Origin of the sequence: Leucobacter denitrificans (assembly GCF_014396385.1) — a bacterium.
Classification (GTDB): domain Bacteria; phylum Actinomycetota; class Actinomycetes; order Actinomycetales; family Microbacteriaceae; genus Leucobacter; species Leucobacter denitrificans.
In genome coordinates this window covers 2,358,797-2,376,162 of record NZ_CP060716.1, presented here as the reverse complement: position 1 = coordinate 2,376,162, position 17,366 = coordinate 2,358,797, and the positions used below count along the sequence as shown (strand labels likewise).

Genomic DNA, 17,366 nt, shown 5'->3' with positions numbered 1-17,366 from the left:
TGTTACTCATCCCCCCATTCTGGGCTGTGCTCAAGTGCATACTGCACGTCGCTGTTCGAAGTGCCCTGGCGAACCATCGGCCACACCATGGCGTCAGCGCTCACGACAAAATCGATGACCACTGGTCGATCGTTGGTCTCGAGTGCAAGTTTGATTGCAGCGTCTACCTCTTCTTCGCGCTCTACGCGGATCGCGAGGCAACCATACGCTTCTCCGAGCTTCACGAAGTCAGGCACGCGCTGCGAACCGTGACCGGTGTTGAGCTCAGTGTTTGAGTAGCGACCTTCATAAATGAGCGTCTGCCACTGCCGCACCATTCCGAGTGAGGAGTTGTTGATGACAGCTACCTTGATCGGAATATTGTTCACCACGCAGGTCGCGAGTTCCTGGTTGGTCATCTGGAAGCAACCGTCGCCGTCAATCGACCAGACGACGCGATCGGGCTCGGCGACCTTGGCACCCATTGCTGCGGGCACTGAGTACCCCATGGTGCCTGCACCACCCGAGTTCAGCCACGAGTTGGGGCGCTCATATTTGATGAACTGTGCCGCCCACATCTGGTGCTGCCCAACGCCTGCGGCATAGACAGCCTCAGGCCCGGTGAGCTCACCAATGCGCTGGATCACATACTGGGGCGAGAGCAACCCATCACTCGTGGGCGCATAGCCAAGCGGGTACTTGGCACGAAGCCCGTTGAGACGCTCCCACCATGTATCGAGGCTCGTGAACTCACGACTCACCTTGAGCGTCGAGATCGCTGCGGTGAGATCAGAGATGACCTCCGCCGCATCTCCCACAATTGGCACATCGGCCGGTCGAATCTTGCCGATCTCAGCTGGGTCGATGTCTGCGTGGATCACCTTCGCATCTGGAGCGAACTGCGCGACCTTACCTGTAACGCGGTCATCGAAGCGGGCTCCGAGTGTGATGAGCAGATCTGACTCTTGGAGCGCGAGAACAGCTGGAACTGTACCGTGCATTCCGGGCATGCCGAGATGCTGGTCGTGTGAATCAGGGAAAGCACCACGAGCCATTAGCGTGGTCACTACCGGCGCTCCTACGAGTTCTGCAAGCTGCAAAAGTTCTTCAGACGCACCGGCCCGAATCACTCCACCGCCAACGTAAAACACTGGGCGCTCAGACTCGGCAATCAGCTCTGCAGCTGCCTGAATCTGCTTGCTGTTCGCCTTCGTGATCGGCCTGTATCCGGCGAGTTCTACCCGCGGATCCCAAACAAAATCAAACTCGCCTTCTTGCGCATCTTTCGTGATGTCAACGAGCACCGGGCCTGGACGACCTGTCGATGCGAGGTGATACGCGGCAGAGATAGCCCCTGGCACATCCTCAGGCCTGCGAACGAGGAAGGAGTGCTTGGTGATCGGCATAGTGATGCCGACGATGTCTGCCTCTTGGAATGCGTCGGTGCCCATGAGGTGAGAGAACACCTGGCCGGTAATCGCGAGCATCGGAACCGAGTCCATATACGCGTCGGCAATTGCGGTAACCAGGTTTGTTGCACCGGGACCGGAAGTCGCAATAGCGACTCCTACGCGGCCGCTCGCTGAAGCGAAACCTTCTGCAGCGTGGCCGCCACCCTGCTCGTGACGCACGAGAACGTGGTTGAGCTTATTGTCATCCATCAACTTGTCGTATAGCGGAAGAACTGCGCCTCCGGGAAGGCCGAAGACGTCTGTGACGCCGAGTGCTTCGAGGCTGCGAACTACAGCCTCGGCCCCGGTCATACGTTCGCCGCGTGCTGACGGGTCTGCTGGTTGACGTGGAATATCGTTCGACTCCAAAGTCATTTCTTGCTTTCGTTCGTGGGAGATGGATCGCGGTGCATTGCTGGCATGTAACGAAGCCAAAGATCTAGCCGGTGATGGCACCTTCCGATGCCGAGCGTACGAGCTTGGAGTACTTCGCTAGCACACCACGTGTGTACCGCGGTGGAAGCGGGGCCCAGTTTGCACGTCGGGCCTCAAGCTCAGTGGGTTCTACCAGCAGATCGAGCGTTTGCGCGGCGATGTCGACCCGGATAAGGTCTCCGTCTTGCACGAGCGCCACAGGGCCCCCATCAGAGGCCTCAGGCGCAATATGGCCGATGCACAGGCCGGTTGTGCCGCCTGAAAATCTGCCGTCAGTCAATAGTAGTACATCTTTTCCGAGCCCAGCGCCCTTAATGGCTCCGGTGATGGCGAGCATCTCTCGCATTCCCGGTCCGCCCTTCGGCCCTTCGTAGCGAATCACGACGATATCGCCCTTGCTCACCTTGCCTTCGGTGAGCGCATCCATCGCTGCTCGCTCGCGCTCAAACACTCGAGCAGGGCCCTCGAACACATCTGCATCAAACCCTGCGGTCTTCACGACGGCGCCCTCGGGCGCAAGCGTTCCGTGAAGAATGGTGAGCCCACCCGTTGCGTGAATGGGGTTGTCGAGATGGTGGATCACTTCGCCATCCAACGGGTCCGGGTTCAACTCGGCGAGGTTCTCTGCCATTGTCTTGCCTGTCACGGTCAGAGCGTCACCGTGCAGCAGACCCGCGTCGAGCAGAGCCTTGAGCACGACAGGAACGCCGCCGTGACGATCGATGTCGGCCATGACGTACTTACCGAACGGCTTCATGTCTGCGAGGTGCGGCACCTTCGCGCCGATGCGATTGAAATCTTCGAGCGTCAGCGGAACTTCGGCTTCCCTCGCGATTGCGAGCAGGTGTAATACGGCGTTCGTCGATCCGCCATATGCCATAAGCAGCGTGATCGCGTTCTCGAATGCCTTCATTGTGAGAATGTCGCGTGCAGTGATGCCCTTCGCGATCATGTTCACCACGGCTTCGCCTGAGCGGTGAGCAAAGTAGTCGCGGCGGCGGTCGTAGCTCGGAGGCGCGGCCGAGCCCGGGAGACTCATGCCAAGTGCTTCAGCAATCGAAGCCATAGTGTTCGCGGTGTACATTCCGCCGCACGCACCCTCGCCAGGAACGATCGCGCACTCAATGCGCTTGAGGTCTTCTTCGCTCATGGTGCCCGCTTTACAAGCACCAACGGCCTCAAACGCGTCGATGATGGTCACTTCTTTTTCAGTACCATCAGTGAGCTTCACCCAACCGGGGGCAACTGAACCCGCGTACAGGAACACGGAGGCTAGATCGAGACGGGCCGCTGCCATGAGCATTCCGGGCAACGACTTGTCACAGCCTGCGAGCAGCACAGAGCCGTCGAGCCGCTCAGCCATCATCACGGTCTCGACAGAGTCAGCAATCACCTCGCGTGAAACCAACGAGAAGTGCATGCCCTCATGCCCCATTGAGATACCGTCAGAGACAGATACCGTGCCAAACTGCATCGGGTACCCACCACCCGCGTGAACGCCCTCTTTCGCACCCTGCGCAAGCCGATCAAGACTGAGGTTGCACGGAGTGATCTCGTTCCAAGAGCTGGCAATACCGATCTGGGGCTTATCCCAGTCTTCGTCGCCCATTCCTACCGCGCGAAGCATGCCTCGCGCTGCCGCCTTTTCGATGCCGTCAGTGACGTCACGACTTCGTGGCTTCATATCGATTTCAGACATGGTCCCATCCTACGCTTGTGTGAATTCCCAGGCCGGTACAACAACAGCGGCACCCAAACCAAAGCCTGAGTGCCGCTGCCAGAAAAATGAAATTGCTACTTGCCTGTCGGAGGCAGTATTGCGAACGGAAGCGCGAAGCCGATAAACGAAGCAATGAGCCCGCCCGAGAAAATAAGCATCTCGGTCGTCGGCGTGAGATCTGTATTGAACCCATAGCTCATGAGCACGAGACCGCCCATGGCGAGAATGAATGAGAGTACGAATACAACTGCGGTCACGGCGCTCACGCCACCCTGCGAACTTTCTTCAAACAGGTTCTCGCTCTGCTTTGCCATGTGGCTCCCTCTCTCAAGTCATCGAAGCACTATTACGACCAAGCCTAGCGCACTCTTCAGCCATCTTGAGCGCATGTCGCACCCCACGCGTTAGGCTGGTAAATGCACACGCTACGGCATACCAATTTGGCATTTTGCCCCGGAGGTTCTTTATGGCACGACCGCGCATTTCCCTAGGTAAGTACGTGACAAATTTGGGCGTAATCGGCGCTGTAGCAGGGGCGTATTCGACAGCGAAGCGCACCAAAACGATGCCCCCGGATTGGCGCAGATACGTCGTGTGGGCCGTGTGGGCAGGCAGTTTGGTGCTCGCTGTCTCAGCCGTCGCGTTTCAAGACCGCGACGAAGAATTCTCCGCGTAAGCACTCAGGTTTTCCGCTTGCATCCTCCAATAAATTTCATGTAACGTCAGTGCGTTAGGTGTGTCGGGAAGTCTGGTCGACGTTCACACGGCCATACCCGAAACTGGAGCCTTTCAATGACGAGCCCTACGCCAACTACACCGATTCCGCACTCCCCCAAAGCACGTAGCCAGCGACGGTACCAGCGACGTGTCTTCTCATACATCAGTCGACGCGAGGTCGTGCGAATCAATCGTATGCTGCGGGTCGAGTTCGTGGGCGGCCTCATCATCATGGTTGCGGCGCTCATCGGCTTTATCGCGGCAAATACACCGATTGCAGATTGGTACCTCAGTCTTCGTAACACGCCCATCGGCCCTGAGGCACTCGGTCTGAATCTTACGGTGGGTGCATGGGCATCTGACGGTCTGCTCGCAATCTTCTTCTTCATGGTCGGGCTCGAGCTCAAACGAGAGTTCGTCGAGGGCGATCTACGCTCGATCAAAACCGCTGTTGTCCCGGTTGCGGCCGCCTTTGGTGGCGTTGCGGTGCCCGCGCTGATCTACTTGGTGGTGAACCTCGGGTCAGAATCCCTACATGGATGGGCAATCCCCACCGCGACCGACATCGCATTCGCCGTTGCGGTGCTCGGGCTTATTGCTCCCGGCATCAGTCCGGCGCTTCGCATGTTCCTGCTCACGCTTGCCGTGGTCGATGACTTCATCGCGATCGCGATCATTGCAATGTTCTACACCGAGGGCATTAGCCTCCTGCCACTTCTCCTGGCCGCGATCCCCGCCATCATTTTCGCAGTGCTCATCCGTTGGAAGGGCGAATGGTTCGCTCACTCTCCCTGGGGCGCCTGGCTCATCCTGCTCCCACTCGGCATCATCACCTGGGCCCTGTTCCACAACACCGGTATTCACGCGACGATTGCCGGTGTCGTGCTCGCGTTCCTCGTACCCGTGCGCGGTAAGAATGGTCGCGAAGTCGCAGAGCGCATGAACAGCCGATTCCAGCCGCTCTCCGCACTTATTGCTGTACCGATCTTTGCGTTCTTCGCTGCGGGCGTACCACTTGGCGGAGTGGATCGGTTCCCATTTGACCCGATCGCGATGGGAATCATGATCGGTCTTGTAGTCGGCAAACCGCTAGGAATTACCATCACAACCTGGGCCATAACTCGGTTCACACGGGCCACCCTTGGTACGTCGGTGGCCTGGCGCGAGATTATCGGCGTGGGCGCTCTCGCGGGCGTAGGCTTCACTGTCGCGTTGCTGATTGCCGAGCTCAGTTTCACCGATCACAGCGATATCGACACGGCAAGACTGTCTGTGATGGTCGCCTCAATTGTCGCAGTCGGAGTCGCTGCACTGTTCCTCGTTCCCGGCGCTAAGAAGCGTGCAATGGAGCCAGTTACACAAGCAAATCTCGTTCTTCCGGAAGAAGAGCAGCGCTGATTTTGCGCACTCAGAAACGCGTGCTAACGTAGTTCTGTTGCTCGTTGAGTAGCGAGCGCCTTTAGCTCAGTTGGTAGAGCAGCTGACTCTTAATCAGCGGGTCCACGGTTCGAGCCCGTGAAGGCGTACATCATCAAAAATCCCCACCAGAATTGGTGGGGATTTTTGCATATCTGACCAAGAACAGGACGCAATGACAGCGCAGCCGCCTCTCCCCTCAGCAGATCTCGCATTCGCGCTCGAGCTTGCAGATCTCGCAGATTCGATATCGCTTCCGCGCTTCCGATCCGCAGATCTGCGCATCGACACAAAGCCCGACCGAACCTACGTCACTGATGCCGATCGCGCCGTTGAAGATGCGCTGCGCGCAAAGATCGAATCAGAGCGCCCCGACGACAGTTTCTTCGGTGAAGAGTCGGGTCGCAGTGAGCGCGGCAGTCGTCGGTGGATCCTCGATCCAATCGACGGCACATCGAACTTTCTGCGCGGTGTACCCAACTGGGCCACACTCATTGCGCTTGAGGTCGATGGCATGCCCACCGTGGGTGTTGTGTCAGCTCCCGCGTTCGGCGCTCGCTGGTGGGCCGAAACCGGCGGTGGATCATGGGGGCAAGAGCGCGGCGCCGATCCACGACCCCTTCAGGTATCTGGTGTGAGCGATCTCGAGCACGCATCGCTGAGTTTTCAGTCGATTGAACAGTGGCGGCTCGCGGGCTATCTCCCGTCGCTGCTCGCGCTCGAAGAGCAAGTGTGGCGAGACCGGGCCTACGGTGACATGTGGTCGTACATGCTGCTTGCGGAGGGCCTCGTCGACATCGTCGCTGAGTTCGATGTGAAGCCGTATGACCTCGCCGCGCTCGTGCCAATTGTTCGTGAGGCCGGCGGCGCATTCACCGATATCGAAGGCAACGAGAGTGCCTGGAACGGCAGCTCGCTCGCAACCAATGGGGCGCTCCACGAGGCCGTCATAGCAGCCGTGGAGGCCGCGCGATGAGCAGCCGGCGATCCACCACTGGGCCTCGCCTCGGTATCGCCGCGATCGCACTGCTTGTCGATGCCATATTGGTCGTCGTGTTCGCGGGCATCGGTCGCGGGAGCCACGCGCGAGCAGCAACTATCGCTGGCCTCTTCGAGACTGCGTGGCCGTTTCTCGCGGGCCTCGCAATCGTGTGGCTGGTTGCGTTCGTGTGGCGTAGCCCACTCGCTATCTTGCGCGCGGGCGTGCCCGTGTGGATCGGCGCGGTGGCGCTCGGCATGCTGTTCCGCATGCTCTCGGGTCAGGGAACCGCGCTCCCCTTCGTGATAGTCGCAACCCTCACGCTCGCGCTCATGCTGATCGGCTGGCGAGCTATCGTCGCCATCGTCAGCAAACTGCGCAAACGCCAACAGTCGGCATAAGCAAACGGACCACCCAAGCGGGCGGTCCGTTTACCAAAATTCAAGTGTGATGCGATACCGGTGGAGCCGCGGGGAATTGAACCCCGGTCCACTTCGACAATTCCATGCCTTCTACGAGCGTAGTTCGTGCAAGCGTTCTACTCGGCCCCAACCTTTGTCACGAACACCTAGGTTGACGAGCCCAGCCTCAGTAAAAGTCCCGATATGCCCTGCGGCACGACATACCAGCAAGCCTCCTAAATGACGCCAGGAACCGGGGCGGAGGCCCACCCGACCTGACGGACTCGGTCTCGTGCTTAGGCAGCGAGAGCGAAGTCGGTGCGCTTAGCGTTTGCACCTATGTTTTGCGAAGGGCGTTAACGAGATAACTCCGCATCCTCGGCCCGCTTCTCACAGTCTTAAATCGACGTGTCGAAACCGATCGGCCCCGTATTCGAGGTTCGTACGAACCACGGGACTATCGCATCACACTGTTGAATTTTCATTGTTCGGGCCCTTCTAGCGGGCTCTCCCCCGGAATCAACCGGGCCTTACAGGATACCACGCCATCACATACAACGCGAGTGCTGTGTAGTGACGTGAGCTACCGCTCGAGCAGCTCAATCGTCTCCGCAACTCGGTTCGAGAAACTCCACTCATTGTCATACCAGGCAGCAACCTTTACGAGCTTGCCTTCAGCGCGAGCAAGCGCCGAGTCGAAGATTGACGACTGCGGATCACCCACGATGTCGCTCGACACCAGTGGATCCTCTGAGAACTCGAGGATTCCATTAAGTCGACCGTCTGCTGCGGCCTTAAATCCGGCAAGCAGTTCGTCTCGCGTGATTTCCCGACTCACGATCGCTGTGAGCTCCACGATCGATCCAACTGGAATCGGAACTCTGAGTGCGTCGCCAGCGAGCTTGCCGTCGAGCTCAGGGAGCACGAGCCCGATTGCCTTTGCTGCTCCCGTGGTCGAGGGCACAATGTTTACGGCGGCGGCACGCGCGCGCCGCGGGTCCTTGTGGGGCCCGTCTACCAGCACCTGGTCGGCCGTGTACGCGTGCGCTGTCATCATGAAGCCCTGTTCGATTCCCGCGAGCTCATTGAGCACCTGTGCAACCGGGGCAAGCGCGTTCGTGGTGCATGACGCGCTAGAGATAATTCGGTGGTTTGCTGGATCGTATGCTTCCTCATTCACACCGCGCACAAGCGTTACGTCTGCGCCCTTCGACGGGGCACTCACAAGTACACGTGACCCACCCGCTTCAAGGTGTTTTGCCGCATCTGTCGCATCAGTGAACCTGCCCGTCGACTCGAGCACGATATCGATCCCGAGATCCTTCCACGGCAGCAGCGACGGATCGCGCTCAGCGAGGATCTTGATCGTTCGATCCGCTACGACAAGAGAGTCATTCTCGAACCGCATGCGTTCTTTCGCCCGACCGTAAACGGAGTCGAAATTGAACAGCTGCGAGAGAGCATCACCATCAGTCAGGTCATTGACCGCGACGACCTCAATGTCGCTTCCCTGCTCAAGAATCGCACGGAGCACGCCCCGCCCAATTCTTCCGAAACCATTAATCGCGATACGAACAGTCATCTTCTCCAACTTTCACGTCGAACTCACTGCAATACTTCAATCCTTGTGGTGCAGGGGTTCTGTTGGCAAGGGGCAATGCTGTCGCGGGTGTGTCTACTCCCCCATGCGATTGCGCTGGCGCATCGCCCGATCGGCCTCTCGCCGATCTTGCTTCTCACGCAACGTCTGCCGCTTGTCATACTCTTTCTTGCCCTTGGCAAGCGCGATCTCGACCTTCGCCCGACCGTCCAAGAAATAGAGCCTCAGCGGCACGATCGTCATGCCGCCTTCGCGAGTCTTTTGATACAGCTTGTCGATCTGCTGGCGGTGCAACAGAAGTTTGCGTTTGCGTCTCGGCGAGTGATTCGTCCACGATCCATTGAGATACTCGGGAATATACGCGGCATCGAGCCACGCTTCGCCATTCTCAATGAACACGTAACCGTCAACGAGTGACGCACGCCCCATACGGAGCGACTTCACCTCACTCCCGGTAAGCACCAGGCCGGCCTCGTACGTATCGAGAATGAGGTACTCGTGACGAGCCTTCTTGTTCGAAGCAATGAGCTTCTCACCAGTCTCCTTCGGCACGATTCACTCCTTTCGCCGAGCGTACTGACAGCAAGGGTCTAGCCTACACGGCGAGCGGTTCACCTACACCCGCAGGTATCTCGTAATCGCGATCTTCGCTGCAATTGCAGAGAGAATGATGCCGAGGCCGATGAGGATCGGTGGGACAATGAGCGACTGCTCCACGGTGATGTAACTGGTGAATGGAACCTCTCGAACGAGGAACCCCTGCACGAAGAACTTCACCACCGCAAGCGACGCCACGCTCGCGAGCACCGCACCGATGAGTGCCGCAATGATTCCCTCGAGAATGAACGGCGTTTGAATGAATCTGTTGGAAGCACCAACCAGTCTCATGATGCCAATTTCACGTCGTCGCGAGAACGCGGAGAGCCGAATCGTCGTAGAAATGAGCAGCATCGCCGCGATGAGCATGAGGCCCGCGATGGCAATCGCCGTGTAACTCGCTGCGCCGAGGAACAGGAAGATTCGATCGAGAAGGCTCTGCTGATCCTTCACGCTCTGCACCCCCGGGATCCCCGTAAACGTCTCGGCAATGATCGTTGCCTTCGAGGGATCCTTGAGCTTCACCCAAAACGTCTGATTGAGCTGCTCAGCACGAGTCACCTCAAGAATGGGGTTGCCCTCGAACTGCTTCTGGAACTCTTCGAACGCCTGCTCGTGATTGAGGAAGAAGAAGTCTTCGATGTATGGCGCCAAGACTTCAGAATTCAGCGCCTTTTCAACTTCGTCGATCTGTTCCTGGCCAGCATCATTGCCATCACACGTGGCACTGCGGTCGTATTCCGTACAGAGGTAGACAGCCACCTGCGCTCGGTCATACCAGAACGATTTCATTTGCTGCACCTGCAACTGCATGATAATCGCGGCACCCACGAAGGTGAGCGATACACAGGTCACCAGGATCACAGAAATGACCACGGAAAGATTGCGACGCAGGCCGTTCCACACCTCGCCGAGTACGAGCCTAAACCTCATCGAACCGGCCCCACATTCCCATGATCTTCGTCTTCACTGAGCCCGAGCCGTTCGGCGAACCCACCGGATTCAACGATCTGTACCGGGCTCTCTTCCTGCTCGGCTGACGTCTGCTGCTCTTCTTGTTCAAGGAATGCAGGAATCCTATTCTCGGATTCAGCATCTGGTGGCGGGGGTGACACGTTCTCTGCTTGCGTCGGCTGAGACACTGACCCCGCAGACACATAGCTCGCATCAGGCTCTGGCGAAAGCGCCGATCGCACGACGGCTTCGGTGGTTCGCAGAACTTGGGCACCCTGCTCAGACAGCTCGGCAACAGGAATCGAGGCCGTTTGCCCGTATCCACCACCGACTTCGTCGCGCACAATGACGCCCTGGGAGAGCTCGATGACGCGCTGCTGCATGATGTCCACGAACGTTGCCTCGTGGGTAGCCATCACCACGGTTGTTCCAGACGCGTTGATTGCCTTGAGAAGTTGCATGATGCCGAGGCTCGTAGCTGGATCGAGGTTTCCCGTGGGCTCGTCAGCGAGCAAAATCGCAGGCTTGTTAACGATCGCTCGAGCGATCGCAACGCGCTGTTGCTCACCGCCCGAAAGCTCATGAGGGTAGCGTTTCGCCTTGCCCGCCAAGCCGACCATCTCAAGGGTGTCGGGCACCGCTTCCTGAATGAAGCCTCTCGACTTGCCAATCACCTGGAGCGTGAATGCGACATTATCGAACACGGTCTTGTTCGCAAGCAGCCGGAAATCCTGGAACACAGTGCCGACACCGCGCCGGAAGTACGGCACCTTGCGCGACGAAATCTTGCTCAGGTCCTGGCCAGCGACGTGGATCTGGCCGGAGGTCGGCTGATCCTCACGCAGAATAAGCCGTAGGCAGCTTGATTTACCGGATCCCGAAGCGCCCACAATAAACACGAACTCACCGCGGTCAACCTGAAGGCTGACGGCGTCGAGCGCGGGCTTTTGGGTGCCGCGGTATTTCTTGGTGACGTTTTCAAAGAGGATCATGACGCAACTGAGAATACGCGTCGTAACCCGACTTCAAGCTCAGGCGCGCGCGAGTTTCACGCTTTGTCGCGAACCCTGTGAGTTTGCCAGTGATTACTTATTGAGCGAGCGCCAGCGAATGCCCGCTGCGATGAACCCGTCGAGATCTCCGTCGAAGACCGCATCGGGCTGAGTCGATTCGAATCCGGTACGCAGATCCTTCACGAGTTGTTGACCGTAGAGAAAGTACGAGCGGATCTGGTCTCCCCAACTCGCAGTGATGGTTCCCGCGAGTTCCTTCTTCTTCGCCGCCTCTTCTTCGCGCTGTTGCAGCAGAAGCCTCGCCTGCAACAGACGCATCGCGGCAGCGCGGTTCTGGATCTGGCTCTTCTCGTTCTGCATCGAGATCACGATCCCAGTGGGAATATGCGTGATGCGCACCGCTGAGTCGGTCGTATTCACCGACTGACCGCCCGGGCCGCTCGAACGGAACACGTCGACACGGATGTCGTTCTCGGGAATCTCGACCTCTGTCGCCTCTTCGAGCAGTGGAATCACCTCGACTGCAGCGAAACTCGTTTGCCGCTTGTCTGCGGAGCCGAACGGGCTAATACGGGCGAGGCGGTGAGTGCCGGCCTCAACCGACAGCGTGCCAAACGCGTACGGGGCGTCAACCTCGAATGTCGCCGATTTAATTCCCGCGCCTTCCGCGTACGAAGTGTCGAGCACTTTCGTAGAGTAGCCGCGATCTTCAGCCCAGCGCAGGTACATGCGCATGAGCATCTCGGCGAAGTCGGTCGCATCGTCTCCGCCCGCCCCCGAGCGGATCGTCACCACCGCCGAATTCTCGTCGTATTCACCAGACAAAAGCGTCTGAACTTCGAGCTCTTGCATTTGCGACTCGAGAGCTGCGAGCTCGGACATGACTTCAGACTCTGTCTCGGCATCGTCCTCAGACTCTGCGAGTTCGGCGAGCACCTCAAGGTCGTCGATTCGGCTCTCGACACCCCTCACTCGCTTGACTCGGGCGATGCGGTGCGAAAGACCGCTCGTGACCTTCTGTGCGACCTCAGGATCGTCCCAAAGATCAGGGGCAGCTGCCTGCTCCTCAAGCTCAGCAATCTCTCGATCGAGCTTTGGCAGATCCGTCACCTCAGCGATGTCGGCGTAGGTTGCGCGGAGCGCGCGAATATGTGCGGAAAAGTCCTGATCGAGCATGATCCACCCAGTTTACCTGCCTGCGATGAAGCCTGGGTGCCTCCACAAAGCAAGAGACCGGGTAGTGAACGTCACCACCCGGTCTCTCAGCCACCTATTCTCGCCAGGCGCCTCTATATCTTCGCGAGACGTTTCGCCCGGTTGATGTTCACAAGCTGCACAATGATCACCAAGAGCAGCGCTCCGAAGAACACCATCGATGCGAGCACATTCGCCTGTGCCGGGACACCCTTCAGCGCCGAAATATAAATGAACTTCGGGAAGGTTGTCGCGGTACCAGAGTTGAAGTTCGTGATGATGAAGTCATCGAACGACAGAGCGAAACTGAGCAGCGCCGCGCCGATGATGCCAGGCATGAGCATAGGCAATGTCACCCTGAAGAACACCTGCGTCGGTGATCCGTAGAGATCCCTGCCCGCCTCTTCAATTGCGGGGTTCAGTGAGGCCACACGAGCCTTCACCGCGACCACCACATATGAGATGCAGAACATCGTGTGCGCGAGAATGATCGTTCCGATCCCCTTCTCGACACCCGCGAGCAGGAATTGCGCAGCGAGACCAGCACCGAGCACGACCTCTGGGGTTGCCATCGGCGTGAAGAGCAGCAGGCTGACCGTCGAACGCCCTTTGAACTTGTAACGAACGAGCGCAATCGCAATCATGGTGCCGAGAACCGTAGCTATGACGGTCGCAATGACACCAACGAGAATCGAGTTGCCAAACGCCGTACACACCTGCGGCGCACCACACGGGTTCTGCCAGTTTTGTAGCGAGAACCCATTCCACAGAATGTTGTTGCGACCTCTTCGCGCGTTAAACGAGAACGCGACAACGTAGGCAATCGGGAGCAGCAGATAAATGAGCGTGATACCACTGACAACGGGTACCAGAGCTTTGCCAAGGCCAAACTTTTTCACAGCAGATCCTCCGCCCCGCTCCTACGCACATACGTTGCGACGATAATCAAAATTGCGAGCATGAGAATGATCGAAAGTGATGCAGCCATCGGATAGTTCTGCGTCTGCAGGAAGTTCGACTCGATGACGTTACCGATCATCGCTGTGTCGGTACTACCCAAGAAGCTTCGAGATGCCACGACGAAGTCACCAGACATCGGAATGAAGCTCAAAAGCGTTCCCGAAACAACACCAGGCATCGAGAGCGGAAGCGTGACCTTACGAAACACCGTGACCGGTGAAGCGTAGAGATCGGTTCCCGCTTCTACGAGGCGCAGATCGAGTGCCTGCAGTGATGCGAACATCGGCAGCACCATAAACGGAATGAAGTTGTAGATCAGACCGAAGATAACCGAGCCGTCTGTGCCGATGAACTCGACCGGAAGAATCGACTTCCAAGCGAGCGTACGGAGCAGCATGCTGATGAAGAACGGTGCAACGACGAGGATGAGCAAGATTCCTTGCAACATCGCTCGGTTACGCAACGTCACACCCAGCAAATACGCGAGCGGGTAGCTGATAAGCAGACCAATAATTGTCGCGATCACTGCATAAATGAATGACCTAACAAGTTGTGGCCAGTACTGCTGAATAGCATCCCAGTAGTTGATGAACTCGAGACCGGCAACATACTGCCCGATGCCGTGCCCCTCGGCTGGTGCCTGCAACGACGTGATTGCAAGCTGAATAAACGGAGCCACGAAGAACAGCAGCATGTAGGCGATGCCAGGAGCAAGCAGAATAAGCGCAATCCACGACTTACTCTTGGGTGCTTGATCGACCACCTTCGCCGATTGGGAAAATGCGGTAAATGCCATGTGCGCTCACCTATTCCGCTGCCTGGGCCGCAATCACCTGCGTTGAGTACTCGGTCGTGAGCGCACCGGTCTCGAGGTGATCATCAGCGAGACCGAACGTGTGCTCCACGAGCCAGCTGAGCCAAACCTCATCGCCGAGATGCCCGACTGGGCCCGCCTCGAGGTTCTGCGCAAACACCTCAACGTTGCCGATTCCCGGAACTTCGACGGTGTATTGGGTGCTCACACCGATGAACGACACGTCAGTGATTCGGCCCGGTCCGATGACATTGATGCCCGGGTCCTCGGCAGGCGCAGACTGATGCATGCGCAATTTCTCAGGCCGCACACCGACAGTGATCGTTCCGCTGTCTCGCTCAGTTCGGGTGCGCGCGATCGAAATCCTCGATCCACCTCCCCCAGCGAGCGTGGTGTGGATCGCCTGATCGTTTCCACCAACTACATCGACCGTGAGCAGGTTCGACTGCCCGAGGAAGTTCGCAACGAACACCGTTTTCGGTAGTTCATAGAGCTCTTCAGGAGCCCCCATCTGCTCGATCCGCCCCTTATTCATCACTGCGACGGTGTCTGCCATAGTCATGGCTTCTTCCTGGTCGTGAGTGACGTGGAGGAAGGTGAGACCGACCTCTTGCTGAATCTGCTTGAGCTCTTGTTGCATCTGACGACGCAACTTGAGATCGAGTGCACCGAGCGGTTCATCAAGCAGGAGCAGGGCGGGCCTGTTCACGATTGCACGCGCAAGCGCGACACGCTGCTGCTGACCACCCGAGAGCTGAGCCGGCTTGCGGTCAGCAACGTGGTCGAGTTCGACGAGTTTGAGCGCCTCGTGTGCTTTGGCTACTGGGTCGCCGATCTTTCGGCGCCGCAGACCAAAAGCAACATTCTCGAGAATCGACATGTGCGGGAACAGCGCATAGGACTGGAACACGGTGTTCACCGGCCGTTTGTGCGGTTTCAGCGCGGTGACATCGTTTCCGCCAATGAGCACCTGACCCGCAGTCGGATCCTCAAGCCCAGCGATGACGCGAAGCGTGGTTGTCTTACCGCAGCCTGACGGACCAAGCAGCGCAAAGAAGGAACCCGCTGGAATCTCGAGATCGAGATTCTCAATCGCGGTAAACCCAGGAAAACGCTTCTGGATACCGGTCAGCCGAAGATCCGCTCCGGACTGTTTCAATTCGTGACTTGCCATGCGTTACAGTCCCAACGCCTGCTGGAATGCCGTCGAGTACCGGTTGTCTTCCTCAGAGGTAAGGGCACGGAACTGGCGGAGCCTGGTCCAGTCATCATCGGTCGGGAAGATCGCGGGGTTGTCGACCTGCGACGGATCCACATTCTGCATAGCTTCTTGTGCGCCCTGAACCGGTGTGACGTACGCAACATAGGCAGCGACCTCAGCAGCGACTTCTGGCTGGTAGTAGTAGTCGATGAGCTCTTCCACCTTGGCCTTGTTCTCAGCCGAAGTTCCGTTGGGAACGGTGAAGGAGTCGCGCGCGATCATGCCGCCGCTCTCGGGAATCTCGACGCCCCACTGGTCGCCGAGGTCGGTGTTCATCATGACGACGTCGCCGTACCAGACGAAGCCCGCGAGCATCGTGCCGGTCTGCAGGTCTTGCGTGTAGTCGTTACCCTTGACGTTGTTGATCTGACCGCTGTCGAGCGCGTCCTGCAACCACGCCATAGCGTTGTCGAATTCGGTGTCGCCCCAGTCGCCCGCGGGGTCTACACCCTGACCAGCCATAATGAGGCCGATAGTGTCTCGCATCTCGCTGAGCACCTGCACCTTGCCCTTGAGCGCGGGATCGAGAAGATCGTCGAGCGTATGCAGGCCGTTCGGGAACGCCTCTTTGTTCCACGCCCAACCGGTCGTCGGAAGCTGCCACGGAATCGTGAACTTGCGCCCCTGATCCTCTGCGAGTGCCTCCCACTCCGACTCGAGCAGGTTACTTTCGACGTTTGGCAGGTTTGCATAGTCGAACTCTTGGATCTGCCCCGCATCAATGAGGCGCGCATTCATCCAGTCAGTCATCGTAATGACGTCGTACCCAGTGAATTGGTCGAGCGCCAGCGCGTCCTTGATCTTTCCGTAGAACGTGTTGTTGTCGTCGATGTCTTCGACGTACAGCACCTGAAAGTCTGAGGTCTCATTAAACGCTTCGAGCGTAGGATTCGTGCCGGTCTCCTCATCAAAGTCAAGGTAATAGGTCCAGTTACCCCAGATGATCTCGTCACTGCTGCCGCCACCGCCGCCACCGGCTCCACAAGCCGCAAGAGACAGGGCCCCCGCACTCGCTCCGGCAACTCCGGCGCCGCGCAGCAATTGCCTACGGCTGAACTTTTGCTGGTTCAACAAACGGATGATGTTGCGCACCATCGGGTCTTCGGGAATTTGGCGTGGCATCGAGCTCTCCTTCGATTCGAGATACCTACAGGCCCGGAAGCATGCCTGGCAGCACCGTCCGGGGTTCACTTGAATATGGCACATGAATAGGCGTGATGCCAATATTGCGACACCCACGTCGCCAGATCTTCATGAAACGGTTACATTCCAAGCAAACAACAGCGGGACTTACATTAGAGGAAATTGACAATACATCGTTATATAGCGGCCAAATGGTAATAATTTCTCAGGATTCACAACGGAATCCTTTGCTTTTTTAGGGTTTGACTGCCAGAATCAGAAGCGTGAGTACCAAACGCAATGCTCAATCACTCGATTCAACGTCGAAGGCAATCATCGAGCAACTCCAGCTCGATGGCCGCCGTTCGTACGCTGAAATCGGTAAGGCGGTTGGCCTGAGCGAGGCGGCCGTCAGGCAGCGCGTTCAGAAACTCACGGATACCGGGGTCATGCAGATCGTTGCTGTGACCGACCCGATGCGACTCGGCTTTCACCGACAAGCAATGCTCGGTATCCGCGTTTCAGGCGACACCCGGGTCGTCGCCGACCGTCTCGCCGAGTTTGAAGAAGTGAGCTACGTTGTGCTCAGCGCAGGCTCCTTCGATATCCTCGCCGAGGTCGTCTGCGAGAACGACGATGCGCTCATTGGTCTCCTGAACGAAAAGATCAGGAACGTCGAGGGCGTCTCCGGTACAGAGACGTTCGTCTACCTCCAACTCAACAAACAGAAATACGACTGGGGAACGAGATAAT

17 protein-coding genes, 1 tRNA gene and 1 other RNA gene are annotated in these 17,366 nt (G+C 57.9%); 6 read left to right on the top strand and 13 right to left on the bottom strand.

All coding sequences use genetic code 11. The annotated features are described in order from the left end of the window. Positions 1-2: 2 nt before the first annotated feature. The 3 genes from H9L06_RS11475 to H9L06_RS11465 all read right to left on the bottom strand — a co-directional run bounded on the left by H9L06_RS11475 (position 3) and on the right by H9L06_RS11465 (position 3,899). Positions 3-1,805, bottom strand: coding sequence for an acetolactate synthase large subunit (locus H9L06_RS11475; RefSeq protein ID WP_187555278.1), 1,803 nt, complete (start codon positions 1,803-1,805; stop codon positions 3-5). Positions 1,806-1,869: 64 nt separating this feature from the next. After that, positions 1,870-3,564 carry a dihydroxy-acid dehydratase gene (gene ilvD / locus H9L06_RS11470; protein ID WP_187555277.1) on the bottom strand — a complete coding sequence of 565 codons (1,695 nt, stop codon included), beginning with the start codon at positions 3,562-3,564 and terminating at the stop codon, positions 1,870-1,872. Between the two features lie 95 nt (positions 3,565-3,659). Then, a complete protein-coding gene (locus tag H9L06_RS11465; RefSeq protein ID WP_187555276.1) occupies positions 3,660-3,899 on the bottom strand; it encodes a hypothetical protein in 240 nt (79 codons plus the stop codon). A gap of 152 nt (positions 3,900-4,051) precedes the next feature. On the opposite strand from H9L06_RS11465, the gene H9L06_RS11460 reads away from it, so the two are divergent. From H9L06_RS11460 to H9L06_RS11440, 5 genes are all read left to right on the top strand, one after another. Beyond that, the gene (locus H9L06_RS11460; RefSeq protein ID WP_246454399.1) at positions 4,052-4,261 is read left to right on the top strand and encodes a hypothetical protein; all 210 of its coding nucleotides are present in this window, start codon (positions 4,052-4,054) and stop codon (positions 4,259-4,261) included. A 116-nt stretch (positions 4,262-4,377) separates the two neighbouring features. After that, on the top strand, positions 4,378-5,700 hold the full coding sequence (gene nhaA / locus H9L06_RS11455) for a Na+/H+ antiporter NhaA (RefSeq protein ID WP_187555275.1): 1,323 nt from the start codon (positions 4,378-4,380) through the stop codon (positions 5,698-5,700). A 55-nt stretch (positions 5,701-5,755) separates the two neighbouring features. Then, positions 5,756-5,828, top strand: a tRNA-Lys gene (locus tag H9L06_RS11450). A 65-nt stretch (positions 5,829-5,893) separates the two neighbouring features. Further along, a complete protein-coding gene (locus H9L06_RS11445; protein ID WP_187555274.1) occupies positions 5,894-6,694 on the top strand; it encodes an inositol monophosphatase family protein in 801 nt (266 codons plus the stop codon). After that, positions 6,691-7,098 (top strand): DUF3054 domain-containing protein, encoded by a 408-nt coding sequence (locus H9L06_RS11440; protein ID WP_187555273.1) that lies wholly within the window; start codon positions 6,691-6,693, stop codon positions 7,096-7,098. Before H9L06_RS11445 ends, H9L06_RS11440 begins: the two co-directional genes overlap by 4 nt. Positions 7,099-7,156: 58 nt before the next feature. Here the strand turns inward: H9L06_RS11440 and ssrA are convergent. From ssrA to H9L06_RS11390, 10 genes are all read right to left on the bottom strand, one after another. Beyond that, positions 7,157-7,527, bottom strand: a transfer-messenger RNA (tmRNA) gene (gene ssrA / locus H9L06_RS11435). A gap of 154 nt (positions 7,528-7,681) precedes the next feature. Beyond that, positions 7,682-8,680, bottom strand: a complete 999-nt coding sequence (gene gap / locus H9L06_RS11430) for a type I glyceraldehyde-3-phosphate dehydrogenase (RefSeq protein WP_187555272.1) — start codon at positions 8,678-8,680, stop codon at positions 7,682-7,684. A gap of 93 nt (positions 8,681-8,773) precedes the next feature. Further along, a complete protein-coding gene (smpB, locus tag H9L06_RS11425) occupies positions 8,774-9,250 on the bottom strand; it encodes an SsrA-binding protein SmpB (RefSeq protein ID WP_187555271.1) in 477 nt (158 codons plus the stop codon). Between the two features lie 63 nt (positions 9,251-9,313). Then, complete coding sequence (ftsX, locus tag H9L06_RS11420; RefSeq protein ID WP_187555270.1) at positions 9,314-10,228, bottom strand: permease-like cell division protein FtsX; 915 nt, start codon at positions 10,226-10,228, stop codon at positions 9,314-9,316. Further along, positions 10,225-11,241, bottom strand: a complete 1,017-nt coding sequence (ftsE, locus tag H9L06_RS11415) for a cell division ATP-binding protein FtsE (RefSeq protein ID WP_187555269.1) — start codon at positions 11,239-11,241, stop codon at positions 10,225-10,227. Before ftsE ends, ftsX begins: the two co-directional genes overlap by 4 nt. Positions 11,242-11,334: 93 nt before the next feature. Then, a complete protein-coding gene (gene prfB / locus H9L06_RS11410) occupies positions 11,335-12,438 on the bottom strand; it encodes a peptide chain release factor 2 (protein ID WP_187555268.1) in 1,104 nt (367 codons plus the stop codon). Between the two features lie 113 nt (positions 12,439-12,551). Further along, positions 12,552-13,355 carry an ABC transporter permease gene (locus tag H9L06_RS11405; protein ID WP_187555267.1) on the bottom strand — a complete coding sequence of 268 codons (804 nt, stop codon included), beginning with the start codon at positions 13,353-13,355 and terminating at the stop codon, positions 12,552-12,554. Then, complete coding sequence (locus H9L06_RS11400; RefSeq protein WP_187555266.1) at positions 13,352-14,212, bottom strand: ABC transporter permease; 861 nt, start codon at positions 14,210-14,212, stop codon at positions 13,352-13,354. The genes H9L06_RS11405 and H9L06_RS11400 overlap by 4 nt, the downstream gene beginning before the upstream one ends. 10 nt (positions 14,213-14,222) lie before the next feature. Then, positions 14,223-15,404 carry an ABC transporter ATP-binding protein gene (locus H9L06_RS11395; RefSeq protein ID WP_187555265.1) on the bottom strand — a complete coding sequence of 394 codons (1,182 nt, stop codon included), beginning with the start codon at positions 15,402-15,404 and terminating at the stop codon, positions 14,223-14,225. A gap of 3 nt (positions 15,405-15,407) precedes the next feature. Beyond that, on the bottom strand, positions 15,408-16,613 hold the full coding sequence (locus tag H9L06_RS11390) for an ABC transporter substrate-binding protein (RefSeq protein ID WP_187555264.1): 1,206 nt from the start codon (positions 16,611-16,613) through the stop codon (positions 15,408-15,410). Between the two features lie 284 nt (positions 16,614-16,897). On the opposite strand from H9L06_RS11390, the gene H9L06_RS11385 reads away from it, so the two are divergent. Further along, a complete protein-coding gene (locus H9L06_RS11385; RefSeq protein ID WP_187555263.1) occupies positions 16,898-17,365 on the top strand; it encodes an Lrp/AsnC family transcriptional regulator in 468 nt (155 codons plus the stop codon). Position 17,366: the final 1 nt, after the last annotated feature.